Here is a 15911-nt window from a genome sequence, read left to right as displayed (position 1 = left end):
AGAAGGGGGCTTTGCTGGGGGATTCTTTTGCCCTCATCCGCCCCTTCGGGCACCTTCTCCCGCAGGCGGGAGAAGGGGGCTTTGCTGGGGATTCTTTTGCTCTCATCCGCCCTTCGGGCACCTTTTCCCGCGGGCGGAAGAAGGGGGCTTTGCTGGGGGATTCTTTTGCCTTCATGCGCCCTTCGGGCCCCTTCTCCCGCGGGCGGGAGAAGGCAGAAGGAAGGCGGAAGGGAGAAGGCGGAGGGCGGGGGACGGAAGGCGGAAGGCGGAGCGGCTGGACGAGGCTTGCAGGTCGCTTTGGTTTCCCCTCTCCCGCGTGCGGGAGAGGGGTAGGGGTGAGGGCACGCATCCAGGACCATTCCTACACGTAGTCGCCACGACCCCCGATGCATCGCCCTCCTTGGCAGCTTTAGCCTGTGGGCTCTCCCTGGATCGGACTGCCCGATGCGCCGTTCCGCCAAGCTCCAGTTCGCGCGGATGTTGCGCCGTGAAATGACCGCCGCTGAGCGGGTGCTTTGGCAACGCCTGCGTGATCGGCGGCTGCTGGGTTTCAAGTTCCGGCGTCAATGCCCGATTGGGCCATACATCGCCGATTTCGCATGTTTGAGCTCGGCATTGGTGGTCGAACTCGATGGTAGCCAGCATTTGGACACCCAGTCCGACTCAGCCCGCGAGGCGTTCCTGCGGGCACAGGGGTTTGCGTTGCTGCGCTTCTGGAATAATGCAGTGCTGGCGCGTACCGATGAGGTCTGCGATGTCATCGCGCGGTCGCTGTCCGTAGCCAGTTCCTCCTTCCCTCCTTCCGGTCCGCCGGCAGGATCCGTAAAAGGTCGTTGATATGTCCCAGACCCTGCGCCTCGCCATGGCCCAGTTCGATTTTCCGGTTGGTGCCGTGGCCCAGAACACCGATCGGATCATCGCCTTGATCGAGCAAGCGCGTGACGAGCACGGCGCCGATCTGGTGCTGTTCCCGGAGTTGGCGATCAGTGGCTATCCACCGGAAGACCTGCTGTTGCGCCCGGGATTTCTCGCCCATTGCGAGCAGGCGCTGACGCGGATCGCTGCCGCCGCGCGCGGCATCGTGGCGGTGGTGGGCTGGCCGCAGAGTGCGGGCAGCGTGGTCTATAACGCCGCCAGCGTGTTGCGCGATGGGCGCATCGAAACCACTTACCGCAAGCAGGAGTTGCCGAATTACGCGGTGTTCGACGAGCGTCGCTATTTCGATGTGGATCCGGACGGCGAGAGCTGCGTGGTGACCGTCAAGGGCGTGCCGGTGGGTGTGGTGATCTGCGAGGACCTGTGGTTTGCCGAGCCGTTGGCGCGGACGGTGCAGGCTGGCGCCGAACTGGTGCTGGTGCCCAATGCCTCGCCCTACGAGCGCGGCAAGCATGCTCAGCGCGACGCGCTGTTGGCCGAGCGCACACGCGAGAGCGGCGCGGCGATCGCCTATCTCAACGTGGTCGGTGGACAGGATGCACTGGTGTTCGATGGCGCCTCGGTGGTGGCCGACGGCGACGGCAGCGTGCATCCGGCGGCGGCGGCCTTCGTCGACCAGTGGCTGGTGGTGGACTATGCCGCGCAGGCGCGTCGCTTCACCCCGGTGGTGTGGGTCGACGACGGCGACGAGAGCATGGATGCCTTGGCCTGGCGTGCGGTGGTGCGCGGGCTGCAGGACTACTGCCGCAAGAACGGCTTCGGCAAGGTGTGGCTGGGCCTGTCCGGCGGCATCGATTCGGCCTTGGTGCTGGCGATGGCGGTCGATGCGCTCGGCAGCGACAACGTCACCGCGGTGCGCTTGCCGTCGCGCTATACCGCCGGCCTGTCGAACGACCTGGCCGCCGAGCAGTGCGATGCGCTGGGCGTGAAGCTGGAGACGGTTGCCATCGAGCCGGCCTTCGAGGGCTTGCTGGCGGCGCTGGGGCCGCTGTTCGCTGGCACCGAGCCGGACATCACCGAGGAGAACCTGCAGTCGCGCAGCCGTGGCGTGATTCTGATGGCCTTGTCCAACAAGTTCGGCGGCCTGCTACTGACCACCGGCAACAAGAGCGAATACGCGGTCGGCTACGCCACCATCTATGGCGACATGTGCGGCGGTTATGCGCCGCTGAAGGACCTGTACAAGACCGAGGTGTTCGGCCTGGCCAAATGGCGCAACACCGTCGGCGGCGCGCCGGTGATTCCCCCGGCGGTGATCACGCGGCCACCGTCGGCCGAGCTGCGCGACAACCAGACCGACCAGGATTCGTTGCCGCCTTACGACGTGCTCGATGGCATCCTGTATCGCTACGTGGATCAGGAGCAGTCGCGCGACGACATCGTTGCCGCCGGCTATGCCGCCGACACCGTCGAGCACGTGCTGCGGTTGGTGCGTATCAACGAATGGAAGCGCCACCAGGCCGCGCCGGGGCCGAAGATCTCGCGCCGCGCGTTTGGGCGCGAGCGGCGGTATCCCATCACCAACGGCTACCGTGGACAGTAGCGCCGCGTGAAGAGGGTGGGCATCAGTTGCCCACCATCGCCACCGCGCTCGCCCCGGCGTCGCCGCTGCGCAGGTCCGACGTCGGCTTAGCGGACGCCAGGTCGTACATCAGTCCGACATGCGCGTCGGCACCGCCGTGGTTTGCGTAAGCATGCTGCCTCTTCGTCGCCTTGGGGATGTCTGCGAGCGAACAGTCGGACGGCCGTCGCCGCCCTGACGGTGACGCACGCAGCAACACCTCTGCGATCGACGTCATCGCCTCAGCCATGCCTGCTTGCCCCGGCAAGACCCGACCGCCAAAACGACAACGGAGCCACTCGGGCTCCGTTGTCGTGACTGCCGTTGCCGACGATCTCAATCGCGATTCATCGTCGAGTTGCGCTGGCCGGTGGCGGCGGACTTCTCGCCAGCGAACGGGTTGAGCTTGCGGATCGCCCACGGGTACTTCGGCCAGTCGCCGGTCAGCCACGGGTGCTTCGGATCGTTGAGCTCCAGCACGCGACGGGCGTCGGCCGCCAAGGTCTTGTTGCCGAGGTGGGTGTAGGCCTCGGCCAGCACGGCGATGGCGTCGTACTGGAAGGCGCTCTGCGGGTAAGTTTCCAGCAGGTAGTTGGCACGCCCGGCCGCCGACACCCAGGCGGTGCGACGCAGGTAGTACAGCGCATTGTCCAGCTCGTGCTGGGCGAAGATGTCGCGCAGCTCGATCATGCGCTTGCGGGCATCGGCCGCGTAGCGGCTGTTCGGATAGCGGTCGGTGACGGTGTTGAAGTCGTTGTAGGCCTGCTGCGGCGAGGACAGGTCGCGGCGGCTCGGGTCCAGCGACCAGACGCGGCGCAGGAACACCGTATCGCGGTTGCTGTTGGCCAGCCCGCGCAGGTAGTACATGTAGGCGATGTTGCGGTGGGTCGGGTAGGTCCGGATGAAGCGGTCGACGCTGGAGACGGTGTCGTCGTGCTTGCCAGCCTTGTACTGGGCGTAGGCGCTCTCGATCATCGCCTGCTCGGTGTACGGCCCGTACGGGTACTGGGCTTGCAGCCGCTTGAAGCTGGCCTCGGCGCCGGCCCAGTTGCCTTTCTCCATCAGCGTATGGGCTTTGCCATAGAGTTGATCGACCGGCATGCCCTCGTCGGGGTTCTTCTTGGCGCCGCGGTGGCAGCCGGTGACGGCGAACGTCAGGACCAGCAAGAGGGCGAGAAGGCGCACAGGCGCAGAAAACGTGGACCGTCGGATCATGGGTCTGGGCAGGACGCGTCAGGAAAACGAAAGCGCGATGATAGCCTAGTGGCCTGTCCGGCGACTGACTCCTGCCGCCTGGACCGGTCAATTTCCCGTTTTTTGCCGAGTTGCTGGTGTCTATGTCCGACCAATCCGCTGAATCCGTCCGCCAGGCCATCGTGCCGGACACCGCCGCTGGGCGCCGCTTCGATGCCGTGCTGGCCGAGCTGTTTCCGGAATTTTCCCGTTCGCGGCTGGCCGAATGGATCAAATCCGGCGATGCGCTGCTGGACGGCGAGCCGGCGCGGCCGCGCGACCCGCTGCGCGGCGGAGAGACCGTCCAGCTGCAGGTGGTCTTGGAGTCTCAGACCCATGCCGAGCCTCAGGACATCCCGCTGAACGTGTTGTACGAAGACGAGCAGGTGCTGGTGATCGACAAGCCGGCCGGCCTGGTGGTGCACCCGGGCGCCGGCAATCCCGACGGAACGCTGGTCAATGCCCTGCTGTTCCGCGATCCCAACCTGGCCTCGGTCCCGCGCGCGGGGGTGGTCCACCGGCTGGACAAGGACACCAGCGGGGTGATGGTGGTGGCGCGCACGCTGCAGGCGCAGACCGCCCTGGTCGAGCAGTTGTCCGCGCGCGATGTCCACCGTCAGTACCTGGCGGTGGTGGTCGGGGCGTTGGTGTCCGGCGGCACGGCCAATGCGCCGATCGACCGCCACCCGCGCGACCGGCTGAAGATGGCAGTGCGCGAGGACGGCCGCGACGCGGTCACCCATTACCGTCTGCGCGAGCGCTTCCGCGCCCATACCGCGCTGGAATGCCGCCTGGAAACCGGTCGTACCCACCAGATCCGCGTGCACATGGCGCACCTGAAGTCGCCGATCGTCGGCGACCCGCTGTATGGCGGCGCCTTGAAACTGCCCAAGGGCGCCACCGACGCGCTGATCGCCGCGCTACGCGGCTTCAAGCGGCAGGCGCTGCATGCCGAGACCCTGGAATTCCTGCATCCAATCAGCGGCGCGCCGGTGCGTGCCACCGCGCCGGTGCCGGCCGACCTGCAGCAGCTGATGGCGGCGTTGCGCGAGGACAGCGCACGCGCGGCCGAACTGGCCCGGCGCTGAGATGGCCGCCGTCCCCTTCGTGCTGCCGGCGCAGTGGCCGGCGCCCGCACGGGTGCACGCGCTGACCACGCTGCGGTACGGGCTGGGCGGCTCGGCCGCGCCGTTCGACAGCCTCAACCTGGGCAACCGCAGCAGCCCGGACGGCGACGATCCCGTCCAGGTCGCGCACAACCGGGCCCTGCTGGCGCAGGCCTTGGCGCTGCCGAGCCCGCCGCAGTGGCTGCGGCAGGTGCATGGGGTAGAGGTACTGGGCGCGCGGGCAGCGGCCGGGCCAACCGAGGCGGCCGCCGAGCCGGAGGCCGATGCCGCCGTCACCGCGGTCGCGGGCGCGGTGCTGGCGATCCTGACTGCCGATTGCCTGCCGGTGGTGCTGGCCGCCGACGATGGCAGCGAGATCGCCGCCGCGCATGCGGGCTGGCGGGGCTTGGCCGATGGCGTGCTCGAGCGCACTGTTGCGGCGATGCAGACCCCGTCGGCGCGGCTGCTGGCCTGGTTGGGGCCGGCAGCCGGACCGCAGGCCTATGAGGTTGGCGAAGACGTCCTGGCCGCCTTCACCGCCCATGATGCCGGCGCCCGGGCGGCGTTCGTCGCCACCCGTCCTGGCCACTGGGCTGTGGACCTGTATGCGCTGGCACGCCAGCGCCTGCATGCTGCTGGCGTCCCGCTGGCGGGGATCCATGGCGGTGGCCTGTGCACCATTTCCGATCCGCAGCGCTTCTTTTCCCATCGGCGCGACCGCCGCAGCGGGCGCATGGCCACCTTGGCCTGGATTGCGCCATGAGCATGCCGCTCTTTGCCCAGGTGCTCGGGAGCGAGGCTTTTGCGCAACTGCCGGTGTCGGTGCGTGCGTTGCACCAGGTTGACCAGCAGCAAGGCTTTGCCGGGCGCGCATGCGTCCAGCGCGGGCGTCACTGGCTGGTGCCATTGCTGGCCGCGCTGAGCCGCCTGCCCCGTAGCGGCGAGGTGGCGGTGGAAGTGGAGTTCCTGGTCGACGCCGGCGGCGAACGCTGGCACCGGCAGTTCGCTGGGGTGCCGATGCATTCGCGCCTGTGGCGCCATGGCACGCGGCTGCGCGAGCGCCTGGGCGCGGTCAGTTTCGAATTCGCTCTGCAGGCCGATGCGCAGGCGCTGCAGTGGCGCGCCACGCGGGTCTGGGCGCTGGGCTGGCTGCCGCTGCCGGGGCGCTGGTTCCGCCAGTTGCAGTGCCGCGAGCACGCCGATGATGGCCGCTACGGCTTCCTGGTCGATGTGCAATTGCCGTGGTTGGGGCCGTTCATTCGCTACGAGGGCTGGCTTGAACCGCGCTGACCCGCCGCCGGCGGCGACCATCGTGTTCGATGGCGTCTGCCTGTTGTGCAATGGCTGGGTCACGTTCCTGCTGCGGCACGACCGCCAGGGCCATTACCGGTTTGCCGCGATGCAGGGCCGGGCCGGGCGCGCCTTGCTGCAGCAGCACGGCCTGGATCCGGACGATCCGCTGTCGTTCCTGCTGGTCGATGCGGCCGGTGCGTGGACCGACACCGACGCGATCGTGCGGGTGCTGTGCGGCCTGGGAGGTATCTGGCGCGTGGCCGCGATCGTGCGACTGCTGCCGCGTGCACTGCGCGATGCCGGCTACCGGGTTATCGCCCGCAATCGCTATCGCTGGTTCGGACGTGCCGAGCAGTGCCCGTTGCCGACGCCGCAGCAGCAGGCGCGCTTTCTGGACTGACCCACAGACTGATCCGGCGCCAGCCGCAGCGCGTGTCGTGCCACGTGCCACGCGCAGGCGATGCGCTGCTTGGCTGATCAGGCGGCCACGCGGGGGCGCGCTGCGGACAGGGGAGCGACGCTGTGCGCGCCGTCGGCCTGGTCCAAGCGGAAGACCGCGACTGCGTCGGCCAGCTCCAGCGCCTGCTCTTCCAGGCTGCGGGCGGCAGCGGTCGCCTCTTCCACCAGTGCCGCATTGCGTTGCGTCACCTCGTCCAATTGCGACACGGTGCGATTGACCTGCTCGATGCCGCTGGACTGCGCGGCGCTGGCGGAGGTGATCTCGGCCATGATGTCGGTGACGTGGCCGACCGCACCGACGATCTCGCGCATGGTGCTGCCTGCGCGATGGACCAGTCCCGAGCCCAGTTCCACCTTGTCGGTGGAGTCGGCGATCAGGATCTTGATTTCCTTGGCGGCATCGGCCGATCGGCGCGCCAGCGCGCGCACTTCCGAGGCCACGACGGCAAAGCCGCGACCCTGCTCGCCCGCGCGGGCGGCTTCCACCGCCGCATTGAGTGCCAGGATGTTGGTCTGAAACGCGATGCCGTCGATCACGCCGATGATCTCGCCGATCTTGCGCGAGGCGGTGCTGATCTGGCCCATCGTGGCGACTACCTCGTCCATCACCTGGCCGCCGTTCTGGGCAACCTCGCCGGTGCCCAGCACCAGGCGGTTGGCCTGCTGCGCGCTGTCGGCGTTCTGGCGTACGGTGGCGGTCAGTTCTTCCATCGCGCTGGCGGTTTCCTCCAGGCTGGCGGCTTGCTGTTCGGTCCGGCCTGACAGGTCGGTGTTGCCGGCAGCGATCTCCACCGCCGCGCGGCGAATGGTGTCCGAGGCGCCCTGGATGCCGCCGATGATTTCGGTTAGCCGCGCCACGGTCTGGTTGGTATCGTCGCGCAGCCGCGCGAAGATGCCCTGCGCCTCGCCGTCCACGCGTTGGCTGAGGTCGCCTTCGGCAAGTGCTGCGATCACGCGGGCGAGCGCGGCAAGATGGGTTTCCACCGAATCGGAGATGCGGTTGATACCGTCGGCCAGCGACAGCAGTACCCCATCCATGCCCTCGCTCTGCATCCGCCCACTGAAATCGCCGGCGGCGGCCGCATCGATCAGGCGCAACAGCGACTGCTCGGCATTCACCTGCGCGGTGACATCGACCCATTGCGCGATGGTGCCGAGCTTGGCGCCGTCGGTGCCGATGATCGGACTGTAGACGAAGTCGATCTGGCGGCCGAAGAACGGTGCGCGCACCGCCTTGGACGCGGTCAGCGCGCGCATGCGATTGATCGCTGCCTGGCTGTCCGGATAGATGTCGCCGATGCTGCCGCCGACGAAGCCCTCGGCATGGAAGCTGGGGCGGAAGCTCTGCACGTCCGGCTCGATCAGCTTGAGCATCTTGAGCAGCTTGCGGTTGGCGAACAGCACCTGGCCATCGTCGTCGGCGATGCGGATCATGGTGTCCAGGTCATCGAGTGCCTTGATCACGAACTGGCCGTGGCGCATGCCTTGTTCCAGCACGTCGATGCGGATGGCCAGCTTGTCCTGAGTGGTCTGCAGGGCCTGCAGCAGCGGTGTCAGCTCGCCGCCCCCGACACGTAGATCCAGACGCTGGAAGCGTTCCTCACCAAGCGCCGTGATCGCCGCGATCGCGCTGGTCTGCTGCGCGCGACGTTGCCGCTGCAACCATCCGCAGGCGGCGATGCTGGCGACCGACAGCAGCAGCCATGCCGGCGCCAGCGCTGGCAGGCCGGCAGCCAGGCCGGCGGGATGGCGTGCGGAGGCGTAGATGGTCAGCAGGGTCAGCGCGCCGACCGGCACGATCGCCGGCAACCAGGCGGCGACCAGCGCTGCTGCGCGCAGGCCGGGCGATGGGCGGCGGAGGGCTTCGAGGGAAGGTGACATGGCGAGATCCGGCAGCAAGGGAGAGCGGCCAGCGGGGAAGGGCCGTAACCAGGTATCGGCAGCCGAGCCCGAATCATGACGGTGTGAAGGCGCCGTTCGTCGGCAACGGTGGAGGCTGCTGCTATCCGATTGATTCGCTAGAGCTTGCTTGGCGTCACGGCGTGCATGACAGGGCTGCCGCCGATTAGCGAATGTGGACGCTGTGTGAAATTCCAGGCATTGGGGGTGGCGACCAAGTACGACACCGGGTCTGGAGATTGCGACCAGGCGCATTGCTGACGGGCTGTCGCGAGATCTGGTGCGACACCCGCTGTTCCTCTTGGTCAAAGGCCATCGTCACAGCCCTCATCCGCGACGTCCGCGATCACGCTGCGCAGAAGCTGTCGCAGTTGGCATAAAAAAACCGGCCGTCTGCCGACGGCCGGTTCTGGGACTGCTGGCGATTGGCCTACTTGCCCGCCGTGTTCTGAGCGTCGGGCAGGGTCCAGGCGATCACGCTATCGCCGGATTTGGTTTCCATGCGGTCGTGTCCGCCAACCGCCGCCACGATGTACTGCTTGCCGTCGATCGTATAGCTCATCGGTGCGGCCTGCGGGCCGGCCGGCACCCGGGTCTCCCACACCTGCTTGCCGGTGCGGGTATCGAAGCCGCGCAGGAAGTCGTCCAGCGAGGCACCGATGAAGGTGACGCCACCGGCGGTCACCAGCGAGCCGCTGTTGTTGGGCGTGCCGATCTCGAACTTGGTCTTGGACGGAATGCCCATCGGGCCCTGGTCGTAGCCGGTGCCCAGCGGACGCCGCCAGATCACTTGCTGGGTGCGCAGGTCCACACCGGAGATGTAGCCCCACGGCGGCGCTACGCACGGCGTGTTCAGCGGCGACATCCACGGCTCCTTGCGCGCGCCATAGGCCAGGCCTTCCTGCGCCATGTAGCCCTTGGCCTTGCTGCTGCCATTGAACACCGATACCACGCCCAGCTCGTTCATCACCTTGCGCGTGTACACGTGCTCGGTATACGGCAGGCGATTGCTGTTCATCACCATGATGCCGCGCTGCAGGTCCACGGCCACGCCGCCCCAGTTGATGCCGCCATGGTTGCCGGTGAACGCCAGCGAGCCCTGCAGACTGGGCGGGGTGAACATGCCCTCGTAGCGCAGTTGCTTGAACTGGATCCGGCAGGCCAGTTGGTCGAACGGGGTCATGCCCCAGGCGTCGGACTCGACGATGGTCTCGTACTCGCGGCTGGGCGCGCCGACCGTGTTGGGCATGCCGGGGGACACCGGCTGGGTGGCGGCGGTCCAGTCGCCGTGATCGGTGCCTTGCGGTGCCGGGTACTGCTGCACGGGCATGATCGGCGCGCCGGTGGCGCGGTCGAGCACGAACACCTGGCCGGACTTGGTGGCCTGGATCACCGCCGGGCGGGTACCGCCGCCGGCCACCGGCCAGTCGACCAGATTGGGTTGCGGGCCGATGTCGTAGTCCCACAGATCGTGGTTGATGGTGCGGAAGTGCCAGCGTTCCTTGCCGGTGGCGGCGTCCACCGCAACCAGCGAGGCGGTGTATTCCTCTTCCTGCGGCGTGCGGGTCTTGCCGAAGAAGTCGCCGGAGGCATTACCGGTGGGCAGGTAGACCAGGCCCAGCTCATCGTCGGCCGCCATCAGCGTCCAGACGTTGGGGGTGGAGCGGGTATAGGTCTGGCCCGCGGGCGGCTCGCCCGTCATCGCTGGATTGCCCAGGTCCCAGGCCCAGCGCAGCTGGCCGCTGAGCGCATCGAAAGCACGCACCACGCCAGACGGCGCATCGCGCTCCTGACCATCGCGGACCTGGCCGGTCGGCTGGATCACCACGCCACGCATCACCACCGGCGGCGAGGTCGGGCCGACGAAGCCGGGCTTGGTATTGCCGGTACCGGCGTTCAGATCGACATAACCGTTGGTCCCGAAGCTGCTGCACAGCTTGCCGGTCTGTGCGTCCAGCGCGCCCAGGCGGCCATCGACCATCGGCCAAAAGATCCGCGTCGGGCATTCGGCGGTGCCGGCCGGGGCCTGGTAGTACGACACACCCCGGCAGGTGGTGGCGGCCACGCCAGCCATCGCCTTGGGGTTGGTCTGCGGGTCGAAGCGCCAGCGCTCCTTGCCGGTGGCCGCTTCCACGGCGATCACTTTCTGGGTCGGGGTGCAGATGTACAGCAGATCGCCGACCTTCAGCGGGGTGTTCTGGAAGGCGTAGCCCAGTTTGGAGCCCTTCGGCTTCAAGTCGCCGGTGTGGAATTCCCAGGCGATCTTCAGGTCCTTGGCGTTCTCGGGCGTGATCTGCGCACCCGGCGTGTAGTGATTGGACAGATTGGAGCCGGCGTAGGCGGTCCAGTTGCTGGCATCGTGATTGGCCGCGACATTGCCATCGGGGCTGGGCACGCTGCCGCGGCTGAAGGCCGCGCTCGCGGTTGCCGGCGCCTGCGTGTCCTTTGCGAGCTCGATGTTGCGTGGGAACAGCAGCGGCCACAGGATCAGGCCGGCGCCCAGCACGGGCAGCACGCCGGTGACCAGCACGTAGCCCAGGCCGGACAGCGGCTGCATGCGCCGACGCGCCACTGCCCAGAACGGCAACAGCACCAGCCCCAGTACCGAGATCCAGGCCAGGCGCGGGATCAGGCCCCAGCCATCCAGGCCGACTTCCCACAGCGCCCAGACGATCGTCGCCGCCAGGGTGGCGCCGAACAGCCATAGGCCGGCGCGCTTGCCGAAGGCCAACAACAGGCCGGCCACGCAGAGTGCGATGCCGGCCAGCAGGTAGTACCAGGAGCCACCGACCGCCACCAGGCGGCCCCCTTCGTAGGCGAGGATCGCGCCCAGGAGGGCGATCACCGCTGCGTAGGCCGTCAGCAACCAGGTGCCGAGCCCGCGTTTTGAGGATTGGTCAGTCATATCGAAAGTTTTCAGGAGAGCCCGGGCATCGCAGGGACGGCGGGCTGTGGAGGGAGAACGGTCGCGGGACGGTAGAAGGCGCCCGGACCTGCATATGAGATGCGCCGCCCCTCCCAGGGTCCTCGGCGCCAGTCATGCGCATAGTTTAGTTCGCTAGCGGTGGTGTGTCCGTGACGGAGTAGGAACCTGCGTTCCATCGTGCACGTGGCACTGCACGTACCTGCACGCGTTCTACACTTCCGAAAGGGCCTGCAGATAGCGTTGGCGCCAGTCGTTGATATTGTTCTTGCGCAAGTGGTCCATCATCGCGCGCCAGCGCTCGACGCGGCTGGACAGCGGCATGCTGGCCGCGGTCGCGATGGCGTCGGCCACGCCATCCAGGTCGTGCGGATTGACCAGCAGGGCTTCCTTCATCTCATCGGCCGCGCCGGCCAGCAGCGACAACACCAGCACGCCGGGATTTTCCGGATCCTGCGCCGCCACGAATTCCTTGGCCACCAGATTCATGCCATCGCGTAGCGGCGTTACCAGCCCCACTGCCGCTGCGCGGTAGAAGCCGGTGAGGGTGGCATGGCTGAAGTTCTGGTTGACGTAGCGCAGCGGCGTCCAATCCGGCTCGGCGTGACCGCCGTTGATGTGGCCGGCGATTTGTTCCAACTGACTGCGCAGCTGGCGGTACTCGGTGACGTCGCCACGCGATACGGGCGCGATCTGCAGATAGGTCAGACTGCCCGACTGGTCCGGATAGCGCTCCAGGTAGCGCTCGAAGCCGAGGAAGCGCTCGGGCAAGCCCTTGGAGTAGTCGAGCCGGTCCACGCCGATGGCCAGTTGCCGCCCGCGCAGGCTTTGACGCAAATCGCGCACGGCCTGCTTGCCGGCCGCGGCCTTGGCCTGGCTGGCGATCAGATCGGTATCGATGCCGATCGGGAAGGCGGCGGCATGGAAGCGGCGGCCGCCTGGCCCCTCGACCAGATCGCCCTCGAGCACGCGACCGCCGCCGAACAGCCGCACGTAAGCCTTGAAGCGTTCGGCATCGCGCTGGGTCTGGAAGCCGACCAGGTCGTAGGCGTAGAACGTGCTGAACAACCGCGCGTGATCGGGCATCGCCTGCATCAGATCGGCCGACGGCATCGGCACGTGCAGGAAGAAGCCCATCTTGCAACCCACGCCCAGCTCGCGCAGCATCGCGCCGAGCGGAATCATGTGGTAGTCGTGAATCCACAACGTGTCGCTGTCCTTGAGCAGCGGCGCCAGCTTCTGTGCGAACAGTTGGTTGACGCGCAGATAGCCCTCACGGGTGGCGCGGTCGTAGTCCACCAGGTCCAGACGGAAGTGCAGTAGCGGCCACAAGGTGCGGTTGGCGAAACCGTTGTAGTAGGAATCGATATCGCGCTTGTTGAGGTCCATCGTGACGAAGGTGATGTCGCCCTCGGTCTGCTCATGCAGCCCACCGCTTTCGCCGCGTGCGGTCTTGCCATTCCAGCCGAACCACAGGCCGCCGCGCTCCTTCAGTGCGGCCAGCAGGCCGACCGCCAGGCCGCCGGCGCGGTTCTCGCCGGGCACGGCCACTCGATTGGATACAACGACCAGACGACTCATGATGCCTCCTGCCAGCTGCGCGACAAGCGCATTGCCGCAATGATCAAGCCCACGTGCGAGTAGGTCTGCGGGAAGTTGCCCCAGGGCTCGCCGTCCTCGAACGATAGGTCTTCCGACAGCAAGCCGAGGTGATTGCGGCGCGAAAGCGTGCGTTCGAACAATTCGCGCGCTTCTTCCTTGCGGCCGATCGCAGCGAGCGCATCGATGTACCAGAAGGTGCAGATGGTGAAGCTGGTTTCCGGCGCACCGAAGTCATCCGGCGCGATATAGCGATACAGCGCATCGCCATGCTTGAGCACGCGGCCGATCGCCTCGACCGTGCGCACGAAGCGCGGGTCGTCGTTGGCCACGATCCCGATGTCGGCCAATAACAACAGCGAGGCATCCAGCCGATGGCCGCCCAGGGTATCGGTGAAGTAGCCCTGCTCCTCGCTCCACGCCTCGCCGAGCACGCGCTCGCGGATGTGATCGGCACGTTCGCGCCAATAGCTGCGGCGATCCTCCAACGCCAGGCGGTCGGCGATCTTGGACAGGCGGTCGCACGCTGCCCAGCACATCGCGGCGGTGTAGGTGTGGACCTCGGTACGGCCGCGGAACTCCCACAAACCGGCATCGGGCACGTTGTGCAGATCGAAGGCGCGCTCGCCCAGCGGTTCGAGTCGGCGGAAGGTCGATGCATCGCCCTGATCGTTGAGGCGCAGGTCGAAGAACAGCTGCGTCGATGCCAGCACCACGCTGCCGTAGACATCGTGCTGCTGTTGGATCCAGGCCAGATTGCCACGCCGTACCGGGCCCATGCCACGGTAACCGGCCATGGTATCGACCTCGTGCTCTTCCAACTGCGACTCGAAGCCAATGCCGTACAGCGGCTGCATGGTGCCGTCGGTGGTGGCGATATTGAAGATGTAGCTAAGGAACTGCTCCATCGTGCGGGTGGCGCCGAGGCGGTTGAGCGCGCGCACGACGAAGGCAGCATCGCGCAGCCAGCAATAGCGATAGTCCCAGTTACGCGGCGTATGCGGCGCTTCCGGGATCGAGGTGGTCATCGCCGCGATGATCGCGCCGCTGTCCTCGTATTGGCACAGCTTGAGCGTGATCGCGCTACGGATCACGGCCTCCTGCCAGTCCAGCGGCACCGACAGATAGCGCACCCATTCCCGCCAATATTCCTCGGTGCGTTCCTGCGCCTCGCGCACGTAGCCGGTCAGTGAGCGGGTCAGCGATTCGTCCACGCCCAATACCAGGCTGACCGGGTGGGTCAGGACGAAGGGCAGGCCGTCGCGGACGAAGCGCACGGGGACATCGGTGGTCAGGCGCAGGGTGAACTCCGGCAGCATCCAGCGCACATGATTGCTGCCCCAGGTACTTTCCGGCACGCGGCCGCCCCAATCGGCCAAGGGGCGCGCGCGAACCACGATGCGCGGGTTGCCGGCCAGCGGACGGATCTGCCGGATGATGCTGACCGGCCGGTAGAAACGCCCGTTGTTGCGCCAGCGCGGCGCAAAGTCGATGACTTCCACTTCGCCGCCGTGGCGGTCGCGCAGCACCGTGCGCAGGATCGCCGTGTTGGGCAGGTAATGCTGTTCGCTGCTGTCGAAGTCTTCCAGTTCGATGGCGAAATCGCCGCCTTCGGTCTTGGGCGAGAGCAGCGTGCAGAACGCCGGGTCGCCGTCGAAGGCCGGCAGGCAACTCCACACCACGCGCGCCTGCCGGTCGACCAGGGCGCCGAAGCTGCAGTTGCCGATAACGCCCAGATCCAGGTTTGGCTCGGTCATGGAGTGCGATCGGTCCTGTGTATGAAGAGGAAGAGAAAGAACGTCAGGCGGCAGCGACATTGCGCTGCAGCCAGGTCTGGACGGCCGTGGTGTCGGCCAGCCGGTAGCGTGCATCGGTGGCGGCACGGTCACCGACCAGCACGCTCCAGCCACCCAGTCGGTTGGCCGCCTGGAAGCCGAATTCGTCGGTCAGATCGTCGCCGACGAAGACCGGTGTGCGCCCGGCGAAGCCGGGCTGCTGCATCAGCCGTTCCACCGCCGCGCCCTTGTTGCTGCCCTCGGGCACGAATTCGACCACGTGGTCGCCCGGTTGCAGCCGGTAACCGGGCAACTGCGCCAGTTCGTCGTGCGCGAATGCCAGCACCTGCGGCCCGGCGAGTGGTTGCGCGCGCCAATGCAGCGCCACGCTGACACCCTTGTCCTCGACCAGCACGCCAGGATGGCGATGGGCGAGAGCGGCGGCACGTTGGTGCAGCGCGTGCAACTGCGTGGCAGTGTCGGGGGATTGGCTTGGTTCGGCACCCGCATGGCGACGCAACTGATGGCCGTGCAGGCCGGCGGCCGGCAGCGACAATGGTGCGAACAAGGCGTCCAACTGGGCCAGTGGACGCCCGCTGACCAGTGCCAGCGCGCCGTCCAGGCGCTCGCTCAGCCGTGCAACGGCATCATGGACGGCCGGCAATAGCTGGACCGCCTCGGGGGTGTCGGCGAAATCGATCAGGGTGCCGTCCACGTCCAGGAACAATGCGCAGGCATCGTCCAGCAATGGCGGCGACGAGAGAGGGGGATGCGCGTCTGCCATGACGCACAGTGTGCGCAAGCCGGTGTGAGATTCGGGTTATGGAGCGGCTGGATCCGGGGAACGGACGTCGGGATGGGTGGGGAGATACATGCCGCCCCCGACGGGCGAATCGCCGCATGGCACGGAGGCCACCGGTCCTTTCAGTCAGCGTGCTGAGTGGGCGTGACGACTGCCGATCGCTGAGCGCATGTCATCCCGCGCGTGGGATGCGGGAGCGGGAACGGCGCATGCTCGCGCGCCACTGCAGCCATCCATGCCGACTCCCGCCCCCCGGCCCCCGACCTGTCACACATTCACGTCTGCCTCTACCGCCGGCGACAACACTGAGTGTCTAGCAGAGCCG

Annotated in this window: 13 protein-coding genes; 6 read left to right on the top strand and 7 right to left on the bottom strand. The window is 67.3% G+C overall.

Annotated features, from left to right (window positions below; translation table 11 throughout):
- The first annotated feature begins 444 nt into the window (after nt 1-444).
- Both CKY51_RS21525 and CKY51_RS21520 read left to right on the top strand, forming a co-directional pair.
- Nucleotides 445-837 carry an endonuclease domain-containing protein gene (locus CKY51_RS21525; protein WP_152249952.1) on the top strand — a complete coding sequence of 131 codons (393 nt, stop codon included), beginning with the start codon at nt 445-447 and terminating at the stop codon, nt 835-837.
- 1 nt (nt 838) lies between these two features.
- A complete protein-coding gene (locus tag CKY51_RS21520; protein ID WP_022971470.1) occupies nt 839-2479 on the top strand; it encodes an NAD+ synthase in 1641 nt (546 codons plus the stop codon).
- Nucleotides 2480-2501: 22 nt separating this feature from the next.
- On the opposite strand, the gene CKY51_RS21515 is transcribed toward CKY51_RS21520, so the two are convergent.
- Both CKY51_RS21515 and CKY51_RS21510 read right to left on the bottom strand, forming a co-directional pair.
- A complete protein-coding gene (locus CKY51_RS21515; RefSeq protein WP_162141701.1) occupies nt 2502-2735 on the bottom strand; it encodes a hypothetical protein in 234 nt (77 codons plus the stop codon).
- Between the two features lie 98 nt (nt 2736-2833).
- Nucleotides 2834-3712 carry an outer membrane protein assembly factor BamD gene (locus CKY51_RS21510; protein WP_022971468.1) on the bottom strand — a complete coding sequence of 293 codons (879 nt, stop codon included), beginning with the start codon at nt 3710-3712 and terminating at the stop codon, nt 2834-2836.
- 122 nt (nt 3713-3834) lie between these two features.
- On the opposite strand from CKY51_RS21510, the gene rluD reads away from it, so the two are divergent.
- Genes rluD through CKY51_RS21490 form a run of 4 tightly spaced genes read left to right on the top strand, consistent with a single transcriptional unit; the run spans nt 3835 to nt 6529 of the window.
- A complete protein-coding gene (gene rluD, locus CKY51_RS21505) occupies nt 3835-4818 on the top strand; it encodes a 23S rRNA pseudouridine(1911/1915/1917) synthase RluD (protein ID WP_022971467.1) in 984 nt (327 codons plus the stop codon).
- 1 nt (nt 4819) lies between these two features.
- Nucleotides 4820-5599, top strand: coding sequence for a peptidoglycan editing factor PgeF (gene pgeF, locus CKY51_RS21500; protein ID WP_022971466.1), 780 nt, complete (start codon nt 4820-4822; stop codon nt 5597-5599).
- A 2-nt stretch (nt 5600-5601) separates the two neighbouring features.
- A complete protein-coding gene (locus CKY51_RS21495) occupies nt 5602-6126 on the top strand; it encodes a DUF4166 domain-containing protein (RefSeq protein WP_031339034.1) in 525 nt (174 codons plus the stop codon).
- Nucleotides 6113-6529 (top strand): thiol-disulfide oxidoreductase DCC family protein, encoded by a 417-nt coding sequence (locus CKY51_RS21490; protein ID WP_031339032.1) that lies wholly within the window; start codon nt 6113-6115, stop codon nt 6527-6529. Before CKY51_RS21495 ends, CKY51_RS21490 begins: the two co-directional genes overlap by 14 nt.
- Before the next feature lie 77 nt (nt 6530-6606).
- Here CKY51_RS21490 and CKY51_RS21485 read toward each other — a convergent pair whose 3' ends face one another.
- The 5 genes from CKY51_RS21485 to otsB form a co-directional block, all read right to left on the bottom strand.
- Complete coding sequence (locus tag CKY51_RS21485) at nt 6607-8469, bottom strand: methyl-accepting chemotaxis protein (RefSeq protein WP_031339030.1); 1863 nt, start codon at nt 8467-8469, stop codon at nt 6607-6609.
- Between the two features lie 448 nt (nt 8470-8917).
- On the bottom strand, nt 8918-11353 hold the full coding sequence (locus CKY51_RS21480; protein WP_031339029.1) for a glucose/quinate/shikimate family membrane-bound PQQ-dependent dehydrogenase: 2436 nt from the start codon (nt 11351-11353) through the stop codon (nt 8918-8920).
- A gap of 270 nt (nt 11354-11623) precedes the next feature.
- Complete coding sequence (gene otsA / locus CKY51_RS21475; protein ID WP_022971463.1) at nt 11624-12991, bottom strand: alpha,alpha-trehalose-phosphate synthase (UDP-forming); 1368 nt, start codon at nt 12989-12991, stop codon at nt 11624-11626.
- Nucleotides 12988-14766 carry a glycoside hydrolase family 15 protein gene (locus tag CKY51_RS21470; RefSeq protein WP_022971462.1) on the bottom strand — a complete coding sequence of 593 codons (1779 nt, stop codon included), beginning with the start codon at nt 14764-14766 and terminating at the stop codon, nt 12988-12990. Before CKY51_RS21470 ends, otsA begins: the two co-directional genes overlap by 4 nt.
- Before the next feature lie 43 nt (nt 14767-14809).
- A complete protein-coding gene (otsB, locus tag CKY51_RS21465; RefSeq protein ID WP_031339028.1) occupies nt 14810-15568 on the bottom strand; it encodes a trehalose-phosphatase in 759 nt (252 codons plus the stop codon).
- Nucleotides 15569-15911 lie beyond the last annotated feature (343 nt).

The sequence above is a fragment of the Xanthomonas maliensis genome (assembly GCF_009192945.1).
Classification (GTDB): domain Bacteria; phylum Pseudomonadota; class Gammaproteobacteria; order Xanthomonadales; family Xanthomonadaceae; genus Xanthomonas; species Xanthomonas maliensis.
The sequence above is the reverse complement of the archived record's forward strand: the minus strand, read 5'-3'. Positions and strand labels throughout refer to the sequence as shown.

What these genes read in the sequence shown, in the direction of transcription:
- CKY51_RS21520 (WP_022971470.1), top strand. Translation starts at nt 839, where the DNA reads ATGTCCCAGACCCTGCGCCTCGCCATGGCCCAGTTCGATTTTCCGGTT.
- otsB (WP_031339028.1), bottom strand. Translation starts at nt 15,568, where the DNA reads ATGGCAGACGCGCATCCCCCTCTCTCGTCGCCGCCATTGCTGGACGAT.
- CKY51_RS21485 (WP_031339030.1), bottom strand. Translation starts at nt 8,469, where the DNA reads ATGTCACCTTCCCTCGAAGCCCTCCGCCGCCCATCGCCCGGCCTGCGC.
- pgeF (WP_022971466.1), top strand. Translation starts at nt 4,820, where the DNA reads ATGGCCGCCGTCCCCTTCGTGCTGCCGGCGCAGTGGCCGGCGCCCGCA.
- rluD (WP_022971467.1), top strand. Translation starts at nt 3,835, where the DNA reads ATGTCCGACCAATCCGCTGAATCCGTCCGCCAGGCCATCGTGCCGGAC.
- otsA (WP_022971463.1), bottom strand. Translation starts at nt 12,991, where the DNA reads ATGAGTCGTCTGGTCGTTGTATCCAATCGAGTGGCCGTGCCCGGCGAG.
- CKY51_RS21470 (WP_022971462.1), bottom strand. Translation starts at nt 14,766, where the DNA reads ATGACCGAGCCAAACCTGGATCTGGGCGTTATCGGCAACTGCAGCTTC.
- CKY51_RS21515 (WP_162141701.1), bottom strand. Translation starts at nt 2,735, where the DNA reads ATGACGTCGATCGCAGAGGTGTTGCTGCGTGCGTCACCGTCAGGGCGG.
- CKY51_RS21525 (WP_152249952.1), top strand. Translation starts at nt 445, where the DNA reads ATGCGCCGTTCCGCCAAGCTCCAGTTCGCGCGGATGTTGCGCCGTGAA.
- CKY51_RS21510 (WP_022971468.1), bottom strand. Translation starts at nt 3,712, where the DNA reads ATGATCCGACGGTCCACGTTTTCTGCGCCTGTGCGCCTTCTCGCCCTC.
- CKY51_RS21495 (WP_031339034.1), top strand. Translation starts at nt 5,602, where the DNA reads ATGCCGCTCTTTGCCCAGGTGCTCGGGAGCGAGGCTTTTGCGCAACTG.